Raw genomic sequence first — 23,233 nt, 5'->3', positions numbered from 1 at the left:
CTGCAAACCCGCCGGCCGGCATCAACCCCTGAGCGGATCGGCCTGCTCGGACGCCGCGATCCGGGCGATGCTGCCGGTCGCCGGAGGCTCTTCGTCGGACAGCCGCGCGAAGATCTCGGACATCTGCCCGGAGAGCGCCTCCAGCGCCTGCACCAGCTTCGGGTCGAACTGGCTGCCTGCGTTCTCGCGGAAGTAGGCCATGATCTGCTCGTTGTCCCAGGCGGACTTGTAGACGCGTTTGGAGCACAGGGCGTCGTACACGTCGCACAAGGCCACGATGCGGCCGGACAGCGGAATCGCCTCGCCCCGAAGCCCTTTCGGATAGCCGGTGCCGTCCCAGCGCTCGTGGTGGCTGAGCGCGATCTCGGCCGCCATGAAGGTCAGCGAGGAAATCGGCTCGTCCTCGTGCAGGATCTCGTAGCCGATGCGCGCGTGGTGCATCATGATCGCGCGCTCGTCCTCGGTGAGCGCGCCGGGCTTGTTCAGGATTAAGTCGGGGATGCCGATCTTGCCGATGTCATGCATAGGCGCGGTCAAGCGGATGTTCTGCACGAACTCGTCGGTCTCGCCCAGATGGCGCGCGATCAGGGCGGCATACTCGCCGATCCGGCTCAGATGGGCGCCGGTCTCGTTGTCCTTGTAGCAGGCGGCGCGCGTCAGCATGCCGACCACCGAGCTGAAGCTGGCGCGCAGCTGGCGGGTCTTTTCCTCGACCCGGTCTTCGAGGCCGTCGCGTTCCTGCAGCAGGTCGTGCCGGGCGCGGCTGAGATGCAGGTTGTTGCGCACGCGCAGCAGCAGCTCGGGGATGTCGAGCGGCTTCACGATGTAATCGTTGGCGCCGAGCTGAAGGCCGCGCCGGCGGTCCTCGACGCGGCTGAGCGCGGAGGCGATGATCACCGGCTGGCCGGCGCGGTCGCGTCCGCCCAAGCGCTCCAGGATCGCGAAGCCGTTCGGCTCGGGCATGTCCAGGTCCAGCACCAACAGGTCCCAGGCATGGCTTTCCAGCCATTGCAGGCCCTCGCGGGAATTGCTGAACGCCTGCACGTCCTTCAGGCCGAAGGCCTTCAGGCTGGAGACCAGCAGACGCAGGTTGGCCGGCATGTCGTCGATCACCACCACGGTGGCGGAATGCAGTTCATGGTCAAGCATTGCTTTGCCCCTTTTGCAGAATGGCGCCTACCAGGCCCCGCAGTTCTTCGATGTCGACCGGCTTGGCGAGCAGGCCCTGGCACTGCATGTCCAACACGCGCTCGGCTTCGGCCGCGGCGCTGAGCACGATCACCGGCAGGTCGCGGGTATGCGCGTGCTGTCGCAGCTGGCGCAACACGCCCTCGCCGTTCAATCCCGGCAGGTTGAAGTCCAGCAGCACCAGGGCGGGCGGCGTGGCCAGGATGCGTTCGAGCGCGACGCGGCCGTCGGAGGCCATATGGACCTCCGCGATGTCGCCCAAGGCTTTGCCCACCAGGAACTGGCTGGCCGGATCGTCCTCGACGTAGAAAACGCTCGGCAGCACGCCGGCGGCGTCCGGCACCGGGACGAACCGGCCGTCGGCGCCGAGGTACGGCAATTCGATCCAGAAACTGCTGCCGATGCCGGGTTCGCTGTGCACGCCCATCCGGCCGCGCATCATCTGGGCGAACTCGCGGCACAGCGACAGGCCGATGCCGGTGCCGAGGATCGCGGTGTTCTCGCGACCCAAGCGCTGGAACGGCTGGAACAACTGGTCCTGCAGGTCCGGCGCGATGCCCAGACCGGTGTCTTCCACGATCAGCCGGACATGGCCGGCGCCGATTTGGTAGCTGAGCGTGACCTGCCCGCCGGGCGTGTTGTACTTGATCGCGTTCGACACCAGGTTGAGCAGCACCTGGCGCAGGCGACGGGAATCGGCCAGCACCTGGCAATCGGACACCGGCAGGTCCAGATTGAACACCAGGCCTTTCTGCTCGACCTGGACACGGACCAGCTCGGCGCAGTCCTGCATCACGTCGCGGACGTCGACCGGCACCAAATCGATCTTCGGCGCGTCGGCCTGCAGGCTCGACCAGTCCAGGATGTCGCCGACCAGCTGGTTGAGGTGGCTGCTGGCCGAGAGGATCTCGTCGAGGTAGTCGTGGTCTTCGGATTCCGGTCCTTTCGGCTTCTGCATCCGCATCAGCTGGGCGAAGCCCTGGATGGCGTTCAGCGGCGTGCGCAGCTCGTGCGTCATGCTGGAAATGAAGCGGGATTTGGCCTGACTGGCCGCCTCGGCCTCGAAGCTGGCCTTGCGCAGCTCGTCTTCGGTGCGTTTGAGCTCGTCGATGTTGAGATGCGTGCCGGCGATCAGCAGGGCCCGTCCGCTCAGCGGGTCGCGCTCGAGCACGCGGCCGCGGCTGAGCAGCCAATGGTAGCGGCCGTTGCCGTCGGCGAAGCGGAATTCGCTGGCGTAGCGGTCGCTGGTGCCGTCGATGGCCGGCAGCTTGGCGGCGATGGCGCGCTCCACGTCGTCGGGGTGCACGTGCGAGCGGAACTCCAGCTCGGGCACGCAGTCGGAGCTCAGCCCGTAGAACTGGGCCAGGCGGCCGCGGACCTTCACGGTATTGGTCCGGAAGTCGTGCTCCCACAGGCTTTCGGTCGCGCCCTCCAGCACCACCTCGATGCGCTGCAACGCGTCGTTGCGGCCGGCCTCGCTGCGTTCGAGCTGCAGGCCCATCGCGCTGGCGCCGCCGGCCATGTCGTCCAGCTCGGCGATTTCCGAGTTGACCCGCTGCGGACGCCAGTCGCCGCCGCCGATGCGCTCCAGCATCTCCGATACGCCGGCCATCGGCTGCTGCAGACGCACGCTCAGCTGGCGCGCGCGCAGCCACATGTAGGTGAAGAACACGGCGTAGAACAGCACCAGGCCGATGATCAGCAGATAACCGATGTTCTTGTACTGGCCGGCGAGCTCGTTGGTCTTGCGGAAGATGTCCTCTTCGGCGACCACGGTCATCAGCCGCCAGCCGGTCTGGTCGATGGTGGTCCAGGCCACCAGGTGCGGCTTGCCGCCCAAGGGCAGTTCGACGATGCCGGCCGGCGCGCTCTGCATCGCGCGCGCCAGCCGCAGGGTATCCTTGCGCTTGCCGAGATTGAAGTCCGAGGGCTTGTACAGTTCCTTCTTGATCGCCTCGTTGTAGGTGAAGTCGGTGAGCTCGGTCAGTCCGAAATCGGCTTCGCCGGCCTTGGGCAGGGCCATGATGTTGAGTTCCCGGCTGACCAGAACGGCGTAGCCGTTCCAGGGCACCTCCAGGTCATTGATCTCGTCCAGGATGGTGCCGACCGTCACGTCCAAGCCGACCACGCCCTCCAGGAAATCGCCGCGGTACACCGGCGCGATCGCGGACAGCATCCAGCCCTGGCCGGCGGGATCGACATACACATCGGTCCAGACCACCTCGCGTTTCGGGTTGTGCTTGCCGTCGGCCAGGTAGTAGAAGTTGTATTCCGGAATCGGCATCGCGTGGTCGTACTGGTCCGGCGTCAGGAACCACGGATAGATGTAGTTCAGGCTGTCCCAGGTGTTGAAGTAGATCGCCGACACCAGCGGATTCTCGGCCTTGATCTGGCGCATCAGGCCGTCGACATGCTCGAGCCTGGCGAGCTTGTTCAGATCGTGCCCGCTTTTCTTCCAATACGCCGAGGAATAGAACACCGCCGGACGGCCGTCGTCCTTCGGGCTGTAGTGTACGCCGCTGGGGGTCAGTGCCAGGTTCTTGGTGAGCGGCGCGCTCCGCGGATCGCGCAGCGCGCTGCCGACTTCGTTGGCGTACATCCGGGTCAGGGCGCTGATGGCGGACAGCTGTTGGTCGACCACCCGCGACTCCTGGCGCGCCACCACGCGCAGATCGCTGCGGGCGCTTTCGCGCAGGTATTCGATCTGCGAATCGCGGATGGCGGAATTGGTCAGCAGATAGGCGGCGATCAGCACCGTCTCGACCAATAGCAGCGGAATCAACGCGCTGTGCAGGAACGCCCGCCAGATCCACTGGCGCAGGCTAATGCGCTTGTCGGTGTCCACCATATGCCAATGCCCGGTATTTACGGGCATGTCCGCCCCTGTTGCGGCCATTCTAATCGTTATGCGGCGTTACAAATGGCCACTACCCCCGGACATATGTAACAAATGGTAACTTATTGATTTTCTGTCGATGCCGTCTCATTAAACTGAGGGTAAAAAGAAGCCACGCAAAGCGTGGCTGGAAAGATTTCAGTTCGGAATGAACACACCCACGAAGCGTGACAGTAGAGAGGGAGAGCCGCACACGCTTCATGAATACTGATAATAATATTAATACCTGTCAATTTAGTATGAATTATATTTATACTCGGTATGCGATTTTTTAATCAGGCCGCATTCGTGGTCGATGGAGCGGGCCTGGCCGCATCCGGCGCCGGTTACAATAATCGGCCATACACGCCATTAGGAGCCGCCATGAGCACACTGCCCCCCTGCCCGGAATGCGGTTCCGCATACGCCTATGAAGACGGCCCGGGTCTGGCCTGCCCGGAATGCGGGCACGAATGGAGTGCCGTGGCGGCCGAAGCCGCGGACGCGCCGCGGGTGGTGAAGGATGCAGTCGGCAACATCCTGCAGGACGGCGACACGGTGACCGTGATCAAGGACCTGAAGGTGAAAGGCTCGTCGTCCTCGGTCAAGGTCGGCACCAAGGTCAAGAACATCCGATTGATCGAGGGCGACCACGACATCGACTGCAGGATCGACGGCTTCGGCGCCATGCAGCTGAAGTCGGAGTTCGTCAAGAAAGCCTGATGACGGCGGCGTACCGGCTGGCGCTTCTGCTGCTGTCGCCGGTCCTGCTGCTGCAGGCGCTGTACGTACGGCGCTACGCGTTGCGCCTGCCGGAACCCGAGGGCCCGCGCACCGGATGCACGGGCGACGGCACGCCGCTGTCGTTGCTGATCCTGGGCGATTCGGCCGCCGCCGGCGTCGGCGCCGCATCGCAACAACAGGCGCTGGCCGGGCAGCTGGTCACGCGCCTGGCCGCGCGGCATCGGGTGGACTGGACGCTGTGGGCCAAGTCCGGGCGCGCCAGCCGACAGGTGCTGGCCCTGCTCGAACGCGAGGATGCCCACCCGTTCGACGTGGCGCTGACCTCGATCGGCGTGAACGACATCACCGGCGGCGTACGCTTGAGCGATTGGCTCGTGCAGCAGGCACGCATCCGCGAATTGCTCCGCACGAAATTCGGCGTGCGCCGGATCGTGCTCAGCGAGGTGCCGCCGATGCAGCACTTCCGTGCCTTGCCGCAGCCGCTACGCTGGATGCTGGGCGAACGCGCGCGGCGCCTCAACCAGGCGCTAGCGCGGTCGGTGGCCGGCGAAGCCGACGTGCGCGTGCTGTCGGTGACGCTCCCGCCCGACGGCGATTATCTGGCCGAGGACGGCTTCCACCCCAATGCCACGGCCTATGCGCTGTGGGCGCAGCAGGCGGCGGCACTGATTGCCGACGCCCGGCGCTGAGCGGACGGACTCAGTAGGCGAACTGGCGGAACACCTGGTCGATATCGCCGTTCCAGACGCCGTGGTACAGCGCGAGCTTGCGTTCGGCCGGGGTTTCGTCGGCCAAGGCGATCTCCATCAACGGATGCAGGAACAGCGCCTCGTCGTCGCCGTGCCGGTTCAGGCGGCGGCGGTTCTTCAGGCCTTGGGCGGAAATCTTCAGGGTCTCGATGGCCAGATCGCGCACGCTGCCGCCGCGGAACGGCAGTTTCAACCCGTGCTTCGGTACGCCGTCGCGCAGGGCGTGGCGTTCGGCCAGGCTGAAATCCTTGACCAGGTCCCAGGCCGCGTCCAAGGCCTCATTGTCGTACAGCAGGCCGACCCACAGCGCCGGCAGGGCGCACAGGCGGCGCCACGGGCCGCCGTCGGCGCCGCGCATCTCCAGGTATTTCTTCAGCCGCACTTCCGGGAACGCGGTGGTCATGTGGTCGGACCAGTCGGCCAGCGTCGGCAGCTCGCCGGGCAGCGGCGCCAGTTTGCCGGCCAGGAAATCGCGGAAGCTCAGGCCGGCGCAGTCGATGTAGCGTTTGTCGCGGTAAGCGAAGTACATCGGCACGTCGAGCAGGTAATCGACGTAGCGCTCGAAACCGAAGCCGTCCTCGAACACGAAATCGAGCATGCCGGTGCGGTCGGGGTCGGTGTCGGTCCAGATGTGCGAGCGGTAGCTCAGGTAGCCGTTGGGCTTGCCCTCGGTGAACGGCGAATCGGCGAACAGCGCGGTCGCCACCGGCTGCAGCGCCAACGACACGCGGAATTTCTTTACCATGTCGGCTTCGTCGCTGAAGTCGAGATTGGTCTGCACCGTGCAGGTGCGGGTCATCATGTCGAGGCCGAGTGTGCCGACCTTCGGCATGTACTCGCGCATGATCTTGTAGCGGCCTTTCGGCATCCACGGCATGTCGGCGCGCGCCCACTTGGGCTGGAAACCCATGCCGAGGAAACCGATGCCGAGCTCGTCGCCGACCTGCTTGACCTCGGCCAGATGCTGGTTGGTTTCCTTGCAGGTCTGGTGGATGTTCTCCAGCTGCGCGCCGGACAGTTCGAACTGGCCGGCCGGCTCCAGGGTCACCGACGCGCCGTCGCGCAACAGCGCGATGACGCGGCCGTTTTCCTCGACCGGCTGCCAGCCGAAGCGGGTCATGCCCTTGAGCAGGGCCTCGATGCCCTGCGGGCCGTCGAACGGCGGCGGCGACAGGTCGTCGAGGCGGAACACGAACTTCTCGTGCTCGGTGCCGATGCGCCAATCGTCCTTGGCGCGCGCGCCGGCGGCGTGGAAGGCGACCAGCTGGTCTTTGCCGGTGATCGGGGACGCGGTATCAGCCATGGGATTCTGCCTTGAGGTGCGGTCCGGCCTGCAACCAGCCCAGCACCACGGCGCGGGCTTCGTCCAGGCCGATCTTGGCCGAGCCGGAGAACAGCTGCGCGCTGGCGCGGCCGGCGAGCTCTTTTTTCACCTGCATCAGGGTGCGTGTCTGTTCGCCGCGGCCGAGCTTGTCGGCCTTGGTCAGCAGGCAGTGCACCGGCAGATGGCGCTTGAAGGCGACATCGAGCATCAGCTGGTCGTATTCGCGCAAGGGGTGGCGGATGTCCATCACCAGCACCAAGCCGGCCAGGGGCTCACGCACCTGGAAATAGCGGGCGATGAAGGCCTGCCAGTGGTCGCGTACCGCAATCGGCACCTTGGCGTAGCCGTAACCGGGCAGATCGACCAGATAGCGGCCCTCGCCGACCCGGAAATACACCAGATGCTGGGTGCGGCCCGGGGTTTTCGAGGTGCGCGCCAGGCCGCCGTGCTGGCACAGGGCGTTCAAGGCGGTGGATTTGCCGGCGTTGGAGCGCCCGGCGAAGGCCACTTCGGCCGCACCGTCCTTGGGCAACTGCGCCAAGGCGTTGGCCGAGAGCACGAATTCGGCTTGGGCGAGGGGATTGGCCATGGGGCTCGTTTACGGGAAGATTGCGCGTATTCTACCCCGCTTTATTGACCGTAACCCGTAAACACTGGGATAATTGGCCGCTGACGGGGATCGCCCCGATACCCACCTTAAATCTGACGTTCGGAGTCTCAATGAAGTTCTCCCACCTCCTTGTACTGAGCAGCGCCTTGGCGTTCACCGGCGCCATTGCGCAACAGGCCGCCGAACCCGCAGCGCCTGCCGTGGAGCCGGCCGCCGCCCCGGTAGCCGTAGCCGCCGATACCGGCCCGGCCAAGGCCGGCGATCCGAAAGCCGGCCAGACCAAGGCCGGCGCCTGCGCCGCCTGCCACGGCCTGGACGGCAACTCGGCCGATCCGCTGAACCCGAAACTGGCCGGCCAGCACGAGCAATACATCTGGCGCCAGCTGAAGCTGTTCAAGTCCGGCGAACGCGAGAACCCGATCATGTTGGGCATGGCCGCCACCCTGACCGAACAGGATATGCGCGACATCGGCGCCTACTTCGGCAGCCAGAAAGTCATCGCCGGCGTCGCCGACGAGGCCGTGATCGCCGAAGGCCCGAATGCCGGCAAGAAGTTCTACCAGATCGGCGAGAGCCTCTACCACAGCGGCAAGCCGTCCGCCGGCGTGCCGGCCTGCGCCGCCTGCCACGGTCCGGCCGGCGCCGGCATGCCCGGCCCGAGCTATCCGGCGCTCGGCGGCCAGCACGCCACTTACACCGCCGCCCGCCTGACCGCCTTCCGCGACGGCATGGTCTGGGGCAAGGACAAGAACGCCAACGTGATCATGTCGCAGGCCGCCAAGGGCCTGAGCGATGAAGAAATCCAAGGCCTCGCCTCCTACCTGCAGGGCCTGCACAAAGCCGGCAAGAAGTAAGCGGCTTCCGACAGCTTCCGTTCAGCGGGCCGATAGCATTCTGCATGTTATCGGCCCCGTTTTTTTCCAAGGAGTGACCATGATCCGCCGTACCGTCCTGACCTTGCTGTTCATGCTGCCGTTCGCCGCCGCCGCGCAACTCAAGCCCGGCATCCCGATGCCCGGCAAAGACTACGCGGTACTCAGTGCCCCGCAGCCGACTTGGGGCGTGGGCGGCATCGAAGTGGCCGAGGTGTTCAGCTACACCTGCATCCACTGCGCCAACTTCCAACCGATGGTGAACGCCTGGAAGAAGAAGCTGCCGGCCGACGTGAAGTTCCGTTATGTCCCGGCCGCGTTCGGCGGCGTCAACGACAACGCCGCGCGCGCCTTCTTCGCCGCCGAGGCGTTGGGCGTGCAGGAGCGCACCCATGACGCCATCTTCAAGGCCGTGTTCATCGACAAGAAGATCAAGACCGGCAGCCTCGAGGATTTCGCCGACGCCTACGCCCGCCTGGGCGTGGACCGCGCCAAGATGCTGGCCGTGATGAACGGCACCACGGTGTCGGCCAAACTCAACCGCGCCCGCCAGTTCGCCACCCGCGCCGGCGTCAACGGCACGCCGATGCTGGTGATCAACGGCAAGTACCGGGTCACCGCGCGCACGCTGGAGGACAGCCTGCGGGTCGCCGAATACCTGATTGCCAAGGAACGCGCGGCGGCACCGGCAGCGGCGAAGAAGTGAGCGCCAACCCCGCTTCGGCGGGGTTTTTTCATCCATGAACGCACAACCCCTCAAACTGCTGAGCAGCAACATCCAGGCCGGTTCGGTGACCCGCGCCTACAGCGAGTACGTGACCCGCTCCTGGTCGCACATCCTGCCGAACGGCAAACGCGGCAATCTCGACGCCTTGGCGCAGACCTATCAGGCCTTCGACCTGGTCGGCCTGCAGGAATGCGATCCGGGCAGCCTGCGCTCGGGCTTCTCGAACCAATCCGACTACCTGGCGGACAAGGCCAATTTCCCGTACAGCTCGCATCAGGCCACGCGCCGGATCAGCCGCTTCGCCGGTTCCGGCAACGCGTTGCTGTCGCGCTCGGCGCCGCGGCGCATCGAGCATTTCGTACTGCCGGGCCGCATCCCCGGCCGCGGCGTGCTGTTGGCCGAATTCGGCGAAGGCGAGGCCAGTTGGCACATCGCGGTCACCCATCTTTCCCTCGGCGCGGCCGCGCGCCGGGTGCAGATCGCCTATCTGGCCGAATTGCTGTCCGACAAGCCGCGGCTGGTGCTGATGGGCGACTTCAACTGCGACCTGCTGGCGCCGGAGATGAGCCGACTGTTCCAGTTCACCGCATTGGATGTGCCGACGCTCAGCCTGCCGACCTTCCCGAGCTGGGACGCCAAGCGCCCGATCGACCACATATTGGTCGGCGGCATGGCCAGCGGCAACTACCGGACCTACCCGGCCGCCGGCTCCGACCATCTCGCCATCGGACTGGAGCTGACGCCGCCGGGAGTCAGTCCAGCGAATATCCCATCGACTCGGCCGCCGGCCTGAGCACGTCCAGCACCGCCGGATCGAACAGATCGCGGTAATTGCGCCAACGACCCATGGCGCGGGTGTTGAGCGGCTCGAGCACCTGCGCATAGCTGGGCGTGTGGATGATGGCCTTGCCGCGCGCATGCGTGCTGTTGTCCAACCAGCCGGCGTCCCACGGCAAATCCAGGAACTCCGCGATGCGTCGAGTGCCCGCCTCGGGATCGGAGACCAGATCTTCATAACGGGAAACCAGCACCGGCAGGTCGAGCGCGGGCTCGAGGCGCTGCCAATAGTCCACCATCTCCGCGTACAGCTCAGCGATCCGGGCGACGCTGGAGAACAGATTGCCTGCGGAGCGCAGGTTCTGCATGTAGCAGCTCAGGACCACGTCCAGCGGATGACGCAGGGCAAGAATCACATGAGCACCGGGAAACAACGCGCGCACGAGGGGCAGATACGCCCAATTGAGCGGATTCTTGTCGACCGGACGGGCCTGCGGATCCACGCCGTCCACGGCCAACTGATCGAAATATGCGTTCCGTAGACGTTCAATCCGTGGCGCGTCGAGCATGGACAACGACTCGGGATAGGCGAGCCCAGACGAGCGGTACTGCATGAGCGTCTTCACCAGATACGGCTTCTCGTCGAAGGAAACCAGTCCGGGCCGCGAGTCGAGGATGAGCTCCAGAAGGGTGGTTCCCGAGCGGGGAAACCCGACGACGAAAACCGGATCGGCGCGACCGTCGTCCACGCGGACGGAACCACTGGCCGCCACGGCCGGCTTGCGCAACATCTGCAGGAAGCCGGCGCGCGCCTCTTGCGCGGCATTGCTTTCGGCACCGGCTGCCTGCAGCGCATGTGCGGCACCGCATACCCGGAGCGCATCGGCGAATCGGCCGGCTTTATCCAGGCTTTGGCAATAATCGAAGCCGATCTGGCTCTTCCAGCGCGCGTTGTCGGTATGGAATGCCCAAGCCGACGCGAAAAAGCCGCAAGCCTCGTCAAACCCGCCGTTCCTGAAGGCCAGCTTGCCGCGCATCTGTTCGACTGCCGCTGCCTGCACCGGATTGGACGCCAACGACCTTGCCCGCTCCAAAGCTTGCCGGAGGCCCGCCAGATCGTTGGCCCGCTCACTGGCCAGGCAGACGCCCAGCCATGCATCGAACTGGTCGGGATGGCTGGCGGCGAGCGACCGGTACAGGGCGAGCGCCTGGCCGAAGCGCCCCACCTGCAGCATAAGGGAGGCCGACTGCAGAAGCTCGAACAAGCCGATCCGGCGTTGCAACAACCAGTCGATATCGGTCGACGCCAACTCGCGAAGATCCAGAGCAGCCGCGATCTCCGCGCGCAGCAGGCGGAATCCGGTGTCCCCGGGTTCGGCTTCGATGGCCGCACCGATGCGATCCAGCGCCTCCTCGCTACGACCCATGCCATGCAAGGCACGCGCCAGGCAGAAGTGCGTGAATGCATCCGAAGGTGCTGCCGCCAAGGCCTTCCGCAAGGCCTCGTGCGCTTCCTCGAAACGGCCAAAATCGCATAGTGCGCTGCCGAGATTGGCCCAATCCGAAGCCCGGTTGCCGGACTCGGCCGCACGCCGGAACCACTCAAGCGCCTGCTCCGGCCGGCCGGAACGGAACACGGCAATCGCCATCATGCCCAGCAACTCGGCGTGTCCGGGATACGAGGTCAGGCCATCATGCAATATGCGTTCCGCGGACGGCCAGTCACCGCGCTGCATGGCCTGCCCGGCCATCGTGAGAATCTGTTCAGGAGCCATCTTCAGTACCGCAGGGAAAGACCTGTAGTCTAACAAGCATGGCCTCTCAGGACTTGAAGACCAGCAATCCGGCCATCAGCAACAGAAACGCCGCGAACACCTGCTTCAGGCGCTGCGGCGGCAGGGCATGCGCCCAACGCGCGCCCAGGGGCGCGAACAACACCGATGCGGCGGCCACGCCGAGTGCGGCCGGCAGATACACGTAGCCCAGCGAATGCGCCGGCATCGGAAGCGGGTTGGCCGACTGGCTGTAAGTGAGCGCCGCGGCGACGGCGATGAACACGCCGCACACGGCCGATGTGGCCACCGCCTTCACCGCCGGCACGCCGCGCCAGATCAGCGCCGGGACGGTCATGCTGCCGCCACCGATGCCGACCACCGAGGACACCGCGCCGACCAGCAGGCCGAAACCGGTCCAGCGCCAACCGACGACATGCGAGACATCCTGGCCGACGGCTTTCGGCCAATCGGCAAGCAACTGCAACGCCACCGCGGCGCAATACGCCACCACCGCCCAACGCAGACCGGGACCTGCCCACTGCACCACGCCGAGGCTGGCCAGCACGGCGCCCAACAGCATGCCCGGCACCAGCCAAGCCACGGTCGGCCACAGCACGGCGCCGCGCCGTTGATGCGCCCACGCCGAAGACAGGCCGGTGAGCACGATGCTGCCGAGCGAACTGGCCAAGGCGACCGGCACCACCACCGCCTCGGGCACGCCCTGCGCGGGCAACAGCAGGATCAGCGCGCCGACCAGCAACAGGCCGCCGCCGACGCCGAGCAGGCCCGACAGGATGCCGGCACCGATGCCCAAGACTGGATAAATCCACCATGCCGCCATATGCTTGAAGACCTGTGATTACCGGAAAAACACCGCGCATGCGCACTAACTGGCCAACCGCTGCGGCACTCGCATTCGCCGTCCTGCTCGCGTCGCGGACTTCGGCGCAGACGCAGGTTCCGCAAGCGGCGGAACTGCGTGCGGCGTTCGCACAGGCCAAGAGCGGCAGTTTACCCGATGACGCCCGCGTGCGGCTGGCCAAGCATCCGCTGCGCCCCTGGCTGGATGCCTTGGCCTGGCGCAGCGGCATCATGCAGTCCGATGGCGCGCGCGTGGAGGCCCTGCTGGCCGAGGATCCGGACACGCCGTCCAGCGATTGGCTGGTCAAACAATGGCGCAATGAACTGGTCCGTCGTCAGGATTGGCCGGCGGTGGCGGCCTGGAACACGCGCCATCCCGATGACGGCGCGGCGAGCCGTTGCGCCGTGCTGCTGGCCGTCGATGCCACCGCGCGCGATTTCGCCTGGCGGCAGAATGCCCTGGCCGTGTGGCTGAACGAGGCCAAAGCGCCTGCGGCCTGCACGCCGGTGTTCGATGCCTTGAAATCGGCCGGTGCCATCGACGGCACCCGCGCTTGGCAACGCTTCGATCGGCTGCTGGCCGACGGCGCCGTGGAACGCATGCCGGAAGCGATCGGCGCGATGAACGCCGCCGATGCATCCTTGGCCGGGCGCTATCTGGCTTTCATCGCCGGCGGCAGCGCCGACACCGCTTGGCCGGATGACACGCGCGGCCGGCGCGTGCTGCAACAAGGGCTGATGAATCTGGCCAAGCGCGATCCCGCGCAGGCCGAACGCCTGTCGGCGGCCACGCCGCTGGCCGAAGGGCTTAACGCGGAACAGCGCAATGCCCTACTGTCCGAAATCGCGCTGTGGTCGATGGTGGATTACCTGCCGGAGGCGGAGCGGCGTTATCTGGCCGTGCCCGAAGCGGCGCGTAGCGTCAACCTGCGCGAGTGGTATCTGCGCAACGCTTTCCACGCCAACGACGACGCCAAGACGCTGGCGGCGTTCGAACAGCTGCTGCCGGCGCAGCGCGATGAACCGCGCTGGCAGTACTTCCAGGCGCGCGTATTGCAGCGCCTGGGACGCAACGACGACGCCCTGCCGCTGTACCGCAAGGCCGCGCAATCGGCGAGCTTCCATGGCTGGCTGGCGGCCGAGCGGCTGGGCGCGGATTACGCCTTCTGCCCGTTGGAACCCCGCCCAAGTCCAAAGGAGCACGTCGACCTGCACCGTGATCCCGGCCTGCGGCGTGCGCTGTGGCTCTGGCAATTGGGTGAGGCCAACACCGCGATCTGGGAGTGGAACGCCGCCTACCGTCCGTTGGCACCGCAGCAACGGCGCGCGGCGCTGGCGATGGCGCGGGACATCGGCTGGTACGACCGCGCGGTGTTCGCGCTGGACGCCGACGAAGCCAGCCAACGCCTGTACACCGTGCGTTTCGCCACGCCTTACAACGACGCCTTCGAATCCGCCGCCGCGCGCTTCGGCATCGACCGCAGCTGGCTGACCGCGCACGCCCGTGCCGAAAGCATCTTCATGCCGGAAGTGACCTCCGGCGCCGACGCCCGCGGCCTGCTGCAGCTGCTGCCGTCGACCGCGGAGCGCATCGCGCTGCGCCATGGCATCGCCTGGGAAGGCCCGGCCTCGCTGTACCGGCCCGAGGTGAACATCCCGCTCGGCGCCGGTGCGTTGCGCGACGTGATCGACGGCTACCAGGGCCGCGCCTGGCTCGCCATCGGCGCCTACAACGCCGGACCGGCCGCGGTGAATCGTTGGCTGGCGGCCCGCCCGGCGCTGGAACCGGAGTTCTGGATCGAGACCGTGCCGTACAAGGAAACGCGCGAATACATTCCGCGCGTGCTGGCGTTCAGCGTGATCTACGACTGGCGCCTGAAGCGGCCCGTCCGGCCGATCATGCAGCGCCTGAGCGGCGATTTCGGCGAGCCGGCGCGCACGGTGGCGCTGCGTTGTCCGCAGCCCGTGCCAGCGAAGAAACCGCGATGAACGTCTATCTGGTCGGCGGCGCCGTACGCGATGCCCTGCTCGGCCTGCCCGCCGGCGACCGCGACTGGGTGGTGGTCGGCGAGACCCCGGAGTCGATGGCGGCGGCCGGCTTCCGGCCGGTCGGTGCCGATTTCCCGGTGTTCCTGCATCCGCGCAGCGGCGAGGAATACGCGCTGGCGCGCACCGAACGCAAGACCGCGCCGGGCTACCGCGGCTTCGTGTTCCATGCCGACGCCGCGGTGACGCTGGAGCAGGATCTGGCCCGCCGCGACTTCACCATCAACGCCATCGCACAGGCCGATGACGGCACGTTGATCGATCCGTTCGGCGGCCGCGACGACCTCGAACGGCGCGTGCTTCGGCATGTGTCGCCGGCCTTCGCCGAAGACCCGGTGCGCATCCTGCGCGCCGCGCGTTTTCTGGCGCGCTTCGCGCACCTGGGCTTCTCGCTGGCACCGGAAACCGACGCGCTGATGCGCGGGATGGTGCGCGCCGGCGAAGTCGATCACTTGGTGCCGGAGCGGGTCTGGCAGGAAATCCAGCGCGCCTTGGCCACCAAGACGCCTTCGGCTTTCCTGCGGGTTCTGCGCGCCTGCGGCGCACTGAAGGTATTGCTGCCGGAGGTCGATGCGCTGTACGGCATACCGCAGCGCGCCGAGTACCATCCGGAAATCGACGCCGGCCTGCATACCGAGATGGTGCTGGATATGGCGGCGAGGCTGGCGCCGGGCGATACCCTGATCGCGTTCATGGCGTTGACGCACGATCTGGGCAAGGCCTTGACGCCGCCGGCCGACTGGCCGAAGCACATCGCGCACGAGCATCTCGGGTTGCCGGCGGTGGAAGCGGTCTGCGCACGCTGGAAGACGCCCGCGGAGTACCGCGTGATGGCCCTGCACGCCTGCCGTGAACACCTGAACGTGCACCGCCTGGAGCAGCTGCGGCCGGAAACGGTGCATACGCTGCTACAGCGCCTCGACGCCTTCCGCCGGCCGGAGCGGGTTGCGGCGCTGGCGACGCTGTGCGAAGCTGACAAACGCGGGCGTCTCGGCATGTCGGAATCGGCGTATCCGAACGCGGCGCTGTTGCTGCGCTGCCATCGCGCGGCGGCCGCCGTCACCGGCCGCGATGTCGGGCCGGGACTGTCCGGACCGGCCGTCGGCGACGCACTGAGGAAAAAACGCATCGCAGCCATCGCGGCGGCGAAAGCGGAAATTTAGTTCCGGATCGACAACAGCCCTTCCACGCAAACCAAAGGATTCCGGCGCCAACACAGTGCCGAACCCAGCATGATGCCGACGCTGTTGGCGAGCAGATCGGCGGCCTCCATCAAACGACCGGTGGGCAACAGGCCCTGCGCCAGCTCGATCGCGGCGCCCAACAACCAGACACCGGCCAGCGCGCGCAGGCGGGCCGGGCCGCTGAACAGGCAGGCCGCGAACGCCGCGAGCACGGCATATCCGCCGGCATGGATGAGTTTGTCGAGATGCGGAAGCGCCGGCGCCACGGCCGGCACCGGCCGCAGCGAGAGATAGACGCCGAGCAGCATGCCGGCGATCCACAGCGCCAGCCAAAGCCGGCGATGGCGCAGAACACCAATCACAGCCGGCGGCTCAGGTCGCCATGCGCGAACGCGGCGGCGAAATCGACGTCCTTGGCGAACCCCATACACTGGAAGCGCTCGCCCATCTCGCCCGGCAACAGCAGCTTTTTCACGTGCTGGCTTTCCCGGTAACGGGTCAGTTCGTCGGCGGCCTCGAAACCGGCCAGATAGGCCTCGATGCCGTTGCCGAGCAGGAAGCCGGCCTGCGTGCAGTAACCGGCCAGACCGAAGCCGGCCGACACCCCGGCTTCGGCCAGCGCGGTGAAATCGACCGATGCGGTCAGGTCCTGCAGGCCCGGCCACAGGAAGGCGTCGCCGTGCGCGCGATGCCGGTAATGGCAGATCAAGGTGCCGTCGTCGCGCTCGGGCCGGTAATACTCGCTACGCACGTAGCCGTAATCCACGAACAGCAGGGCGCCGCGCGCCAGGGTGCCGGCGATGGCCTGCAGCCAGTACGGCAACTGCGGCAGCACTTCCGAGCAATAGCCGTCCTCGAGTTCGCGGCCGAGGTCGCGCTCCAGATGCCGGACCGCGCCGCCGACCAACACGTCGGCCGGACGCATGACGCGGGTGAACGCGCCCTCGCCGTCGAGCGCGACGCACTCCTCGAACACCTCGCCGTCCTGCTTGATGAAGCGGGTGGCCGGCAGCGCGTCGATGACCTCGTTGGCCACCAGCACGCCCTGCCATGCCGATTCCGGCGGCGCGTCCAACCAGCGACAACGCGCCGACAACGCCGGCGGCAGATTGGCCGACAAGCGCTCGCGTTGGCGCTCGCGCAGATCGGCGCTGGGCTCCAGAATCCAGTATTCGCGCGGCAGGCGCTCCAGCCGCTGCAGGCGCAACAGGGTCTTCTCGGCCAGCGCGCCGGTGCCGGCGCCGACCTCGAACCAGACCGCGTCCCCGCCGAGCTGCGCCAACACCTCCGCGCCGGCATTGGCCACGGCCCAGGCGAAGCCGCCGCCGAGTTCGGGCGCGGTGACGAAATCGCCTTCGGCGCCGAACTTGCGCGCGCCGGCGCTGTAGTAGCCCAAGCCGGGCGCGTACATGGCCAGCTCCATGAAACGCGCGAAGGAGATCGCGCCCTGTTCGGCGGTGATGGCGTGCTGGATGAGTTCGGTCAAGCGGGCGCTGTGTGCGAGCGCCTCGGGCGAGGGACGGGGCAGGTCCATGCGGGGATTCACTGGTTATTTACGCGTGTTCAGGATACCTTGTCCGCATCCTGAATTGAACCGGAAACACGCATGCACGCAGACTCCGCGGTGGTTTTGATCACCGGTGCCGGCAAGCGCATCGGCGCCGCGCTGGCGGCCGACCTGCATGCCCGCGGCTACACGCTGGCCCTGCATTGCCGCGGCTCGCGCGCCGACGCCGAGGCTTTGGCCAATACGCTGAACGCCAAACGCGGCGACAGCGCGGCGGTGTTCGCCGCCGATCTGGCGCGCCCATCCGAGCGCGACGGCCTGGTGCCGGCGGTGCTGGCGCGCTTCGGGCGGTTGGACGTGCTGGTGAACAACGCCAGCAGCCTCTTTCCCTCGCCGCTCGGGGCAGTGACCGACGCCGACTGGGACAGACTGATGGATGCCAACGCGCGCGCGCCGTTCTTCCTGGCGCAAGCCGCGGCGCCGCATCTGGCCGTACGCGGCGGCTGCATCGTCAACCTGCTCGACATCTACGCCGAGCGTCCGAAACCCGGCCACACCGTGTACAACATGGCCAAAGCCGCGCTGCGCATGCTAACGCAATCGCTGGCGCTCGATCTGGCGCCGGCGGTGCGGGTCAACGGCATCGCGCCGGGCGCCATCCTGTGGCCGGAGGCCGGCATGGACGAAGCCCGGCAACAGGCCCTGATCGACGCCACACCCCTGGCACGCATCGGTTCGGTCGAGGACATCTGCGCCGCCGCGCGCTATCTGATCGAAGACGCCCGTTTCAGCACCGGCCACGTACTGGCGGTGGATGGCGGCCGCCTGCTTGGCTGAGCGCGCCGCCGCGCATCGGCGTAAAATGGCGGCAACCGCTTAACCGGAGCCTTGCCATGAAAATCCACTCCTTGTCCGCCGCCCTGCTGGGCCTGGGCCTGGCATTCGCCAGCATTGCCGCCGCCCCGCAGACGTTGACCGTCGACCAGGCCTGGGTGCGCGCCACGCCACCGAACGCCGCGGTCGCCGGCGGCTTCCTGCGCGTCGCCAATGCCGGCGCCGCCGATGAGGTGTTGCTCACCGCCAGTACCGAAGCCGCCGAGCGCGTGGAGATCCACGAGATGAAAATGCGCGGGGAAGTGATGGAAATGCGCCAGCTCACCGGCGGCCTGGACATCCCGGCCGGCAAGACGGTGGAACTCAAGCCCGGCGGCTACCACCTGATGCTGATCAAACCCAAGCGGCCGCTGGCCGAAGGCCAGACCGTGACGCTGACGCTGCGGTTCCGGAACGCCGGCGAACGCAACGTGGCGTTCATGGTGCACAAGCAGATGCCGATGGCCGACCACGACATGAGCCAGCATACGCACTGAAACCTGGCGCGGTTCACGATGCGTTAACCCCGCCGGGGCGAGACTGGATTTCCATTCCTCGACGAGAACCGCCATGGACCAGACCGAACAGCACGCCATCCTCGCCATCAGCCTGATGGCCGCCTTCGCCGATGGCGGCAAGGACGAACGCGAACGCGAACAGATCAAACGCATCGCCGAAGGCCTGTCGCCGGAAGCGGAAGCCGATCTGGCCAAGCTGTACCAGGACGTGCTGCTGAAACGCCGTACGCTGGAAGCCAGCGCGCGGAGCCTATCCAGCCCGGAAACCCGGCAATTGGCCTATGAGATGGCCGTAGGCGTCTGCGATGCCGACGGCCGGCGTGATGCCGCCGAAGCCGACTTCCTGGAGCGCCTGCGGAACGCGCTGGGTCTTGACGCGCAACCGGCGCAGGACTTCGCCGAATCGGCGGACGACTTGGCCGATGCCCCGTTGACCGCCACGCCGGCGGTCGGCCCGGACGCCGCCGCGCTCGACGCCTCGGTGCTGAACTACGCCATCCTGAACGGCGCGCTGGAGCTACTGCCGCAATCCATGGCCTCGATGGCGATCCTGCCGCTGCAGATGAAGATGGTGTACGCCATCGGCAAAGCCCACGGCTACGAGCTCGACCGCGGCCACATCACCGACTTCGCCGCCACCTTGGGCATCGGCATGACCGGCCAGTATCTGGAACAGATGGGCCGCAAACTGCTGGGCGGTCTGCTCGGCAAGGCCGGCGGCGGACTGCTCGGCGGCTTGGGCAGCGCGGCCACCGGTGTGGCGTTCTCGTTCGCCACCACCTACGCGCTCGGCAAGGTGGCCCAGCACTACTACGGCAACGGCCGGCGCATCGACACCGGCGAGCTGAAACAGACGTTCGCGCGCCTGTTCGCCCAAGGCAAGGAACTGCAGGGCCGCTATGCCGGCGAGATCGCACACAAGGCGCGGACCCTGGACGTGCCCCAGGTCCTGGACATGGTGAAGCGGCGCTGAGGGCGTCCAGCCCCGGCCAGATTGACGGAAACCCGCCGTTCATCACAGAATGGAGCCATCGGCCCGTCCGGCGATGCACCATAACCACAACCACTCAGGGGTCCGTCATGTCCATCCGCATCGCCGCCGGCACTTTGTTGGCCGCCGCCTTCTGCTTCGCGCCGCCCTCCGCCCATGCCGTGGGTCCGACCAACCTGGAATTCTCCAAGCAATCCATCCAGTGCGCCTACGTGATGCTGCTGGTGGCCGAAGTCACCGAGGATGCCGACATGAAAACGGCATCGACCTCCTTGGCCGAAACCCTGGTCAAGGCCGCCGCCAACTCCAACGACATGAACAAGGACCAGCTGATGGGCTGGCAAAGCGATGTCGAGAAGGAAATGCAGACCGGCGGTGCTGACGTCATCGGCCAGAAGGTCGAGGGCTGCCAGAAATTCCTCCAGGACAAGCAGGACATGATCTTCCTGTACTCCGAAGTTTGATTCCGACTATCAAGGAAACGCCATGTCCCTCCGCACCGCCCTCATCGCCTCGTCCGTCCTTTCGCTGGCCGCCGCTTCCGGACAGGCCCGCGCCGCCACGCCCGACCCCGCCTTCGCCAAGGAGTCCGGCGAATGCGCGGCCATCATGCTCAAGCTCTGGGAAGTGACCGAAGAAGCCTCGGAAAAGCAGAACTACTACGATATCGGCGGCATCATGATCCAAGCCGCGGTCGCCGCCGGCGCCGGCAAGGACCAGATGATGGGTTACCAGCAGAACGTCGATGACGGCATCCGCTCCGGCGGCGTCGATTACCTGGGCAAGAAGATCGACAGCTGCAAACTGTTCCTGGAAAGCAACCAGAGCAAACTGGCCAGCTACGCCGCCGGCGGTTGATTCAGGCCGATTCGGCCGGGAATTCGCGCCAGGCTTCGGCCAGGGTCTTGCCGGTTTCCGGATTGACGAAATCCGGCGCGATCTGCGCCAACGGCTGGAGCACGAACGCGTGCTTCAGTTCCGGCCGCGGGATGCGCAGGTTGCCGGGACCATCGAGGATCAGATCGTCGTAGAACACGATGTCGATGTCGAGCGTGCGGCTGGAGAAGCGCGGCACGTCGCGGCGCCGGCCGTGCGCGTCTTCCAGCGCGTGCAGCCAGTCGTTGAGCCGGTATACGTCCCAGTCGGTCTCGATCACCGCGGCGCCGTTGACGAAGTCCGGGCCGTCGAAGCCGATGGCTTTGGTGCGCACCCAATCCGACAGCACGACCTCGCCGAAGGTCTCGCGCAGGGCTTTCACCGCGGCATCCAGATGTCTTTCCGGCTCTAGGTTGGAGCCCAGGCTCAGATAGGCCTTAGCCATCGGCGCGCGAGCGCTCGAGCATCACCCCGACCGCCTTGGCGCCGCGCACCGCGCCGATCTTGCTGAGCTTCAGCTTGACCTGCGAGACCCCGAATTCGTCGAGGATGATGGCGCAGCAGCGTTCGGCCAAGGTTTCCACCAGCCCGAAGCTGGATTCGGACACGAACTGGATCAGGCGCTTGCTGACCGCTTTGTAGTCCAAGGTGTCGGCGATGTCGTCGCTGGCGGCCGGCACGCGGTTGTCGAACGCCATCTCGATGTCGAGCACGATCGGCTGCTTGATGGTGCGCTCCCAATCGTAGATGCCGATGACGCATTCGATTTCGAGCGCTTCGATGAATACTTTGTCCATGCCGCCAGTCTATCCGAGCGCGGGTGAAAGCGGCGGCAAACCGGCCAAATCCCAGCGCGGCCGGCAGGCCACCGCCGGCGGCTCGCTTTGCCCGGCCCGTAGCCGCAGGTAACCGGCGAAGGCGATCATCGCGCCGTTGTCGGTACACAGCTCCAAGCGCGGGAAATGCACCGTGGCGCCGCGGCGGGCGCAACGCGCCTGCAGCTGTTCGCGCAGATAGCGGTTGGCGCCGACGCCGCCGGCCACCACCAGCCGCGAGCAGTCGGCCTGTTCCAGCGCGCGTTCGCACTTGATGGCCAGGGTATCGACCACCGCCTGCTCGAAGGCCAGCGCGATGTCGGCCATGTCCTGCGCGCCTTGCCCGCTTTTCTGCCAGGCCAGAAGCACCTGCGTCTTCAGGCCGGAGAAGCTGAAATCCAGATCCGGCCGATTCACCATCGGCCGCGAGAACGTATACGCGCCCGGCCGACCGGCCAAGGCGGCCTTGGCCAGCTGCGGACCGCCGGGATACGGTAGGCCCATCAGTTTCGCGGTCTTGTCGAAGGCCTCGCCGGCGGCGTCGTCCAAGGTCTCGCCGAGCAGGGTGTAATCGCCCAAGGCGCTCACCCGCATCAACTGGGTGTGCCCGCCGGACACCAGCAGGGCCACGAACGGCGGCTCGGGCGGCTCGTCCTCGAGCAGGGGCGCCAGCAGATGGCCTTCCATGTGGTGTACGGCCACGGCTGGCACGTCCAGCGCCCAAGCGATGGCCCGGCCGGTGGCGGCGCCCACCATCAGCGCGCCGATCAGGCCCGGGCCGGCGGTGTAGGCCACGCCGTCGATGTCGGCCAGGGTCAGGCCGGAATCCGCCAGGGTTTGCTGAATCAGCGGCAACAGCCGGCGCACGTGGTCGCGGCTGGCCAGCTCCGGCACCACCCCGCCGTAGGCGGCGTGCAGGTCGATCTGGCTGTACAGGCCCTGCGCCAACAGGCCGCGGGCGCTGTCGTAGAGCGCCACGCCGGTCTCGTCACAGCTCGATTCGATGCCCAAAACCCGCATGCCGTCCTTCCTGAAAGCCGGGACGCGGTTGCCAAACCGCGCCGAGGGCTGTATGATAACCGGCTCTCTGGCAGGAAAACACGCCCGGCCGGGAAATCAAATTTTTGGAGCTACCATGCCTTCTGTCAAAGTCCGCGAAAACGAACCGTTTGAATTTGCCTTGCGCCGTTTCAAGCGCACCTGCGAAAAAGCCGGTGTCTTGGCCGATACCCGCAAGAAAGAGTTCTACGAGAAGCCGACGCAGGAACGCAAGCGCAAAGCCGCCGCCGCCGTGAAGCGCCAAGTGCGCCGCAGTTCGCGCGACATCACCAAGCGCCAGCGCCTGTATTGATCCGCCGCTGAGCTTCGGCTCGCGCCCCAAAGCCGGTTGCGCTTCGCGTTTCCGGCTTTTTGTGTTTATACCGTCCACCGATTCCGGAGCACGCCATGACCCTGAAAGCGCAACTGACCGACGACATGAAGGCCGCGATGAAAGCCGGCGACAAGGAACGCTTGGGCGTCATCCGCCTGATCAACGCCGCCATCAAGCAGAAGGAAGTGGACGAGCGCGTGGAGATGACCGACGAGCTGGTGCTGGCGGTGCTGGAAAAGATGATGAAACAGCGCAAGGACTCCATCAGCCAGTACGAAGCCGCCGGCCGCGACGACTTGGCCGCGGTCGAGAAGATGGAATCCGCCATCATCCAGGGCTACCTGCCGCAGCCGCTGACGCAGGCCGAAATCGAGGCGCTGGTGGCCAAGGTCGTGGCCGACACCGGCGCCGACGGCCCGCAGGCGATGGGCAAGGTCATCGCCGCGCTGAAGCCGCTGCTGGCCGGCCGTGCCGACATGGGCGCGGTGTCCGCGCTGGTCAAGGCCGCGCTGGCGAAATAAGCCGGCGCCGTCCGGCGTTTGTGGCATC

Annotated in this window: 25 protein-coding genes; 14 read left to right on the top strand and 11 right to left on the bottom strand. The window is 66.6% G+C overall.

Annotated elements, in window-relative coordinates; translation table 11 throughout:
- Nucleotides 1–21: 21 nt before the first annotated feature.
- Entirely contained in the window at nt 22–1,149 is a 1,128-nt protein-coding gene (locus tag IEV56_RS04425) for an HD domain-containing phosphohydrolase (RefSeq protein ID WP_188448193.1), read from the bottom strand.
- A complete protein-coding gene (locus IEV56_RS04420) occupies nt 1,142–4,063 on the bottom strand; it encodes an ATP-binding protein (RefSeq protein ID WP_229730181.1) in 2,922 nt (973 codons plus the stop codon). The genes IEV56_RS04425 and IEV56_RS04420 overlap by 8 nt, the downstream gene beginning before the upstream one ends.
- 384 nt (nt 4,064–4,447) lie before the next feature.
- On the opposite strand from IEV56_RS04420, the gene IEV56_RS04415 reads away from it, so the two are divergent.
- Together IEV56_RS04415 and IEV56_RS04410 are read left to right on the top strand one after the other, a co-directional pair.
- Entirely contained in the window at nt 4,448–4,786 is a 339-nt protein-coding gene (locus IEV56_RS04415) for a zinc ribbon domain-containing protein YjdM (RefSeq protein ID WP_188448189.1), read from the top strand.
- Nucleotides 4,786–5,496, top strand: coding sequence for an SGNH/GDSL hydrolase family protein (locus tag IEV56_RS04410; protein ID WP_188448187.1), 711 nt, complete (start codon nt 4,786–4,788; stop codon nt 5,494–5,496). Before IEV56_RS04415 ends, IEV56_RS04410 begins: the two co-directional genes overlap by 1 nt.
- Nucleotides 5,497–5,506: 10 nt before the next feature.
- Here the strand turns inward: IEV56_RS04410 and IEV56_RS04405 are convergent, their stop codons facing one another.
- Nucleotides 5,507–6,859: a glutamate--cysteine ligase gene (locus IEV56_RS04405; RefSeq protein ID WP_188448185.1), complete on the bottom strand. Its 1,353-nt coding sequence runs from the start codon at nt 6,857–6,859 to the stop codon at nt 5,507–5,509.
- Nucleotides 6,852–7,469, bottom strand: a complete 618-nt coding sequence (gene yihA, locus IEV56_RS04400) for a ribosome biogenesis GTP-binding protein YihA/YsxC (protein ID WP_188448183.1) — start codon at nt 7,467–7,469, stop codon at nt 6,852–6,854. The genes IEV56_RS04405 and yihA overlap by 8 nt, the downstream gene beginning before the upstream one ends.
- A 131-nt stretch (nt 7,470–7,600) precedes the next feature.
- Here yihA and IEV56_RS04395 point away from each other — a divergent pair, with 131 nt between their 5' ends.
- From IEV56_RS04395 to IEV56_RS04385, 3 genes are all read left to right on the top strand, one after another.
- A complete protein-coding gene (locus tag IEV56_RS04395) occupies nt 7,601–8,344 on the top strand; it encodes a c-type cytochrome (protein WP_188448180.1) in 744 nt (247 codons plus the stop codon).
- A 79-nt stretch (nt 8,345–8,423) separates the two neighbouring features.
- Nucleotides 8,424–9,068, top strand: coding sequence for a thiol:disulfide interchange protein DsbA/DsbL (locus IEV56_RS04390; protein WP_188448178.1), 645 nt, complete (start codon nt 8,424–8,426; stop codon nt 9,066–9,068).
- A gap of 34 nt (nt 9,069–9,102) precedes the next feature.
- On the top strand, nt 9,103–9,882 hold the full coding sequence (locus IEV56_RS04385; protein ID WP_188448176.1) for an endonuclease/exonuclease/phosphatase family protein: 780 nt from the start codon (nt 9,103–9,105) through the stop codon (nt 9,880–9,882).
- Here the strand turns inward: IEV56_RS04385 and IEV56_RS04380 are convergent.
- Nucleotides 9,842–11,641 carry a tetratricopeptide repeat-containing sulfotransferase family protein gene (locus IEV56_RS04380; protein ID WP_188448174.1) on the bottom strand — a complete coding sequence of 600 codons (1,800 nt, stop codon included), beginning with the start codon at nt 11,639–11,641 and terminating at the stop codon, nt 9,842–9,844. The genes IEV56_RS04385 and IEV56_RS04380 overlap by 41 nt on opposite strands.
- 46 nt (nt 11,642–11,687) lie before the next feature.
- Entirely contained in the window at nt 11,688–12,455 is a 768-nt protein-coding gene (locus IEV56_RS04375; RefSeq protein WP_229730180.1) for a sulfite exporter TauE/SafE family protein, read from the bottom strand.
- A 65-nt stretch (nt 12,456–12,520) separates the two neighbouring features.
- Between IEV56_RS04375 and IEV56_RS04370 the strand changes: the two genes are divergently transcribed.
- Nucleotides 12,521–14,491, top strand: a complete 1,971-nt coding sequence (locus IEV56_RS04370; protein WP_188448170.1) for a lytic transglycosylase domain-containing protein — start codon at nt 12,521–12,523, stop codon at nt 14,489–14,491.
- A complete protein-coding gene (locus tag IEV56_RS04365; RefSeq protein WP_188449337.1) occupies nt 14,488–15,711 on the top strand; it encodes a multifunctional CCA addition/repair protein in 1,224 nt (407 codons plus the stop codon). Before IEV56_RS04370 ends, IEV56_RS04365 begins: the two co-directional genes overlap by 4 nt.
- Here IEV56_RS04365 and IEV56_RS04360 read toward each other — a convergent pair.
- Together IEV56_RS04360 and IEV56_RS04355 are read right to left on the bottom strand one after the other, a co-directional pair.
- A complete protein-coding gene (locus tag IEV56_RS04360; RefSeq protein ID WP_188448168.1) occupies nt 15,708–16,094 on the bottom strand; it encodes a VanZ family protein in 387 nt (128 codons plus the stop codon). The two genes, IEV56_RS04365 and IEV56_RS04360, sit on opposite strands and share 4 nt — an antisense overlap.
- The gene (locus tag IEV56_RS04355) at nt 16,091–17,266 is read right to left on the bottom strand and encodes a class I SAM-dependent methyltransferase (RefSeq protein WP_188448167.1); all 1,176 of its coding nucleotides are present in this window, start codon (nt 17,264–17,266) and stop codon (nt 16,091–16,093) included. Before IEV56_RS04355 ends, IEV56_RS04360 begins: the two co-directional genes overlap by 4 nt.
- Before the next feature lie 72 nt (nt 17,267–17,338).
- Here IEV56_RS04355 and IEV56_RS04350 point away from each other — a divergent pair, with 72 nt between their 5' ends.
- The 5 genes from IEV56_RS04350 (at nt 17,339) to IEV56_RS04330 (ending at nt 20,479) form a co-directional block, all read left to right on the top strand.
- Entirely contained in the window at nt 17,339–18,076 is a 738-nt protein-coding gene (locus IEV56_RS04350; RefSeq protein ID WP_188448165.1) for a pteridine reductase, read from the top strand.
- Nucleotides 18,077–18,132: 56 nt separating this feature from the next.
- Nucleotides 18,133–18,609, top strand: coding sequence for a copper chaperone PCu(A)C (locus IEV56_RS04345; RefSeq protein WP_188448163.1), 477 nt, complete (start codon nt 18,133–18,135; stop codon nt 18,607–18,609).
- 73 nt (nt 18,610–18,682) lie between these two features.
- A complete protein-coding gene (locus IEV56_RS04340; protein ID WP_188448161.1) occupies nt 18,683–19,603 on the top strand; it encodes a YcjF family protein in 921 nt (306 codons plus the stop codon).
- Between the two features lie 107 nt (nt 19,604–19,710).
- Entirely contained in the window at nt 19,711–20,085 is a 375-nt protein-coding gene (locus IEV56_RS04335; protein ID WP_188448159.1) for a hypothetical protein, read from the top strand.
- A 22-nt stretch (nt 20,086–20,107) separates the two neighbouring features.
- Nucleotides 20,108–20,479 carry a hypothetical protein gene (locus IEV56_RS04330; protein WP_188448157.1) on the top strand — a complete coding sequence of 124 codons (372 nt, stop codon included), beginning with the start codon at nt 20,108–20,110 and terminating at the stop codon, nt 20,477–20,479.
- Nucleotide 20,480: 1 nt separating this feature from the next.
- On the opposite strand, the gene folK is transcribed toward IEV56_RS04330, so the two are convergent.
- From folK to tsaD, 3 genes are read right to left on the bottom strand one after another with little or no spacing between them, the layout of a single operon-like run.
- Nucleotides 20,481–20,942, bottom strand: a complete 462-nt coding sequence (gene folK / locus IEV56_RS04325) for a 2-amino-4-hydroxy-6-hydroxymethyldihydropteridine diphosphokinase (RefSeq protein ID WP_188448155.1) — start codon at nt 20,940–20,942, stop codon at nt 20,481–20,483.
- Nucleotides 20,935–21,294 (bottom strand): dihydroneopterin aldolase, encoded by a 360-nt coding sequence (gene folB / locus IEV56_RS04320; protein WP_188448153.1) that lies wholly within the window; start codon nt 21,292–21,294, stop codon nt 20,935–20,937. Before folB ends, folK begins: the two co-directional genes overlap by 8 nt.
- Nucleotides 21,295–21,303: 9 nt before the next feature.
- Nucleotides 21,304–22,332 carry a tRNA (adenosine(37)-N6)-threonylcarbamoyltransferase complex transferase subunit TsaD gene (gene tsaD, locus IEV56_RS04315; protein ID WP_188448151.1) on the bottom strand — a complete coding sequence of 343 codons (1,029 nt, stop codon included), beginning with the start codon at nt 22,330–22,332 and terminating at the stop codon, nt 21,304–21,306.
- Nucleotides 22,333–22,447: 115 nt separating this feature from the next.
- Here tsaD and rpsU point away from each other — a divergent pair, with 115 nt between their 5' ends.
- Nucleotides 22,448–22,663, top strand: coding sequence for a 30S ribosomal protein S21 (gene rpsU, locus IEV56_RS04310; protein ID WP_188449335.1), 216 nt, complete (start codon nt 22,448–22,450; stop codon nt 22,661–22,663).
- Nucleotides 22,664–22,758: 95 nt separating this feature from the next.
- Entirely contained in the window at nt 22,759–23,205 is a 447-nt protein-coding gene (locus tag IEV56_RS04305; RefSeq protein WP_188448149.1) for a GatB/YqeY domain-containing protein, read from the top strand.
- The last annotated feature ends 28 nt before the right edge of the window (nt 23,206–23,233 follow it).

This window comes from Arenimonas maotaiensis (assembly GCF_014638745.1).
GTDB lineage: Bacteria > Pseudomonadota > Gammaproteobacteria > Xanthomonadales > Xanthomonadaceae > Arenimonas > Arenimonas maotaiensis.
This window is presented reverse-complemented; position numbering and strand designations above follow the sequence as displayed.

Coding starts and splice junctions, on each gene's coding strand:
- yihA (WP_188448183.1), bottom strand. CDS start 7,469: ATGGCCAATCCCCTCGCCCAAGCCGAATTCGTGCTCTCGGCCAACGCC.
- IEV56_RS04345 (WP_188448163.1), top strand. CDS start 18,133: ATGAAAATCCACTCCTTGTCCGCCGCCCTGCTGGGCCTGGGCCTGGCA.
- tsaD (WP_188448151.1), bottom strand. CDS start 22,332: ATGCGGGTTTTGGGCATCGAATCGAGCTGTGACGAGACCGGCGTGGCG.
- IEV56_RS04410 (WP_188448187.1), top strand. CDS start 4,786: ATGACGGCGGCGTACCGGCTGGCGCTTCTGCTGCTGTCGCCGGTCCTG.
- IEV56_RS04405 (WP_188448185.1), bottom strand. CDS start 6,859: ATGGCTGATACCGCGTCCCCGATCACCGGCAAAGACCAGCTGGTCGCC.
- IEV56_RS04370 (WP_188448170.1), top strand. CDS start 12,521: ATGCGCACTAACTGGCCAACCGCTGCGGCACTCGCATTCGCCGTCCTG.
- folK (WP_188448155.1), bottom strand. CDS start 20,942: ATGGCTAAGGCCTATCTGAGCCTGGGCTCCAACCTAGAGCCGGAAAGA.
- rpsU (WP_188449335.1), top strand. CDS start 22,448: ATGCCTTCTGTCAAAGTCCGCGAAAACGAACCGTTTGAATTTGCCTTG.
- IEV56_RS04390 (WP_188448178.1), top strand. CDS start 8,424: ATGATCCGCCGTACCGTCCTGACCTTGCTGTTCATGCTGCCGTTCGCC.
- IEV56_RS04330 (WP_188448157.1), top strand. CDS start 20,108: ATGTCCCTCCGCACCGCCCTCATCGCCTCGTCCGTCCTTTCGCTGGCC.
- IEV56_RS04340 (WP_188448161.1), top strand. CDS start 18,683: ATGGACCAGACCGAACAGCACGCCATCCTCGCCATCAGCCTGATGGCC.
- IEV56_RS04335 (WP_188448159.1), top strand. CDS start 19,711: ATGTCCATCCGCATCGCCGCCGGCACTTTGTTGGCCGCCGCCTTCTGC.
- IEV56_RS04380 (WP_188448174.1), bottom strand. CDS start 11,641: ATGGCTCCTGAACAGATTCTCACGATGGCCGGGCAGGCCATGCAGCGC.
- IEV56_RS04415 (WP_188448189.1), top strand. CDS start 4,448: ATGAGCACACTGCCCCCCTGCCCGGAATGCGGTTCCGCATACGCCTAT.
- folB (WP_188448153.1), bottom strand. CDS start 21,294: ATGGACAAAGTATTCATCGAAGCGCTCGAAATCGAATGCGTCATCGGC.
- IEV56_RS04420 (WP_229730181.1), bottom strand. CDS start 4,063: ATGCCCGTAAATACCGGGCATTGGCATATGGTGGACACCGACAAGCGC.
- IEV56_RS04395 (WP_188448180.1), top strand. CDS start 7,601: ATGAAGTTCTCCCACCTCCTTGTACTGAGCAGCGCCTTGGCGTTCACC.
- IEV56_RS04365 (WP_188449337.1), top strand. CDS start 14,488: ATGAACGTCTATCTGGTCGGCGGCGCCGTACGCGATGCCCTGCTCGGC.
- IEV56_RS04355 (WP_188448167.1), bottom strand. CDS start 17,266: ATGGACCTGCCCCGTCCCTCGCCCGAGGCGCTCGCACACAGCGCCCGC.
- IEV56_RS04350 (WP_188448165.1), top strand. CDS start 17,339: ATGCACGCAGACTCCGCGGTGGTTTTGATCACCGGTGCCGGCAAGCGC.
- IEV56_RS04425 (WP_188448193.1), bottom strand. CDS start 1,149: ATGCTTGACCATGAACTGCATTCCGCCACCGTGGTGGTGATCGACGAC.
- IEV56_RS04305 (WP_188448149.1), top strand. CDS start 22,759: ATGACCCTGAAAGCGCAACTGACCGACGACATGAAGGCCGCGATGAAA.
- IEV56_RS04385 (WP_188448176.1), top strand. CDS start 9,103: ATGAACGCACAACCCCTCAAACTGCTGAGCAGCAACATCCAGGCCGGT.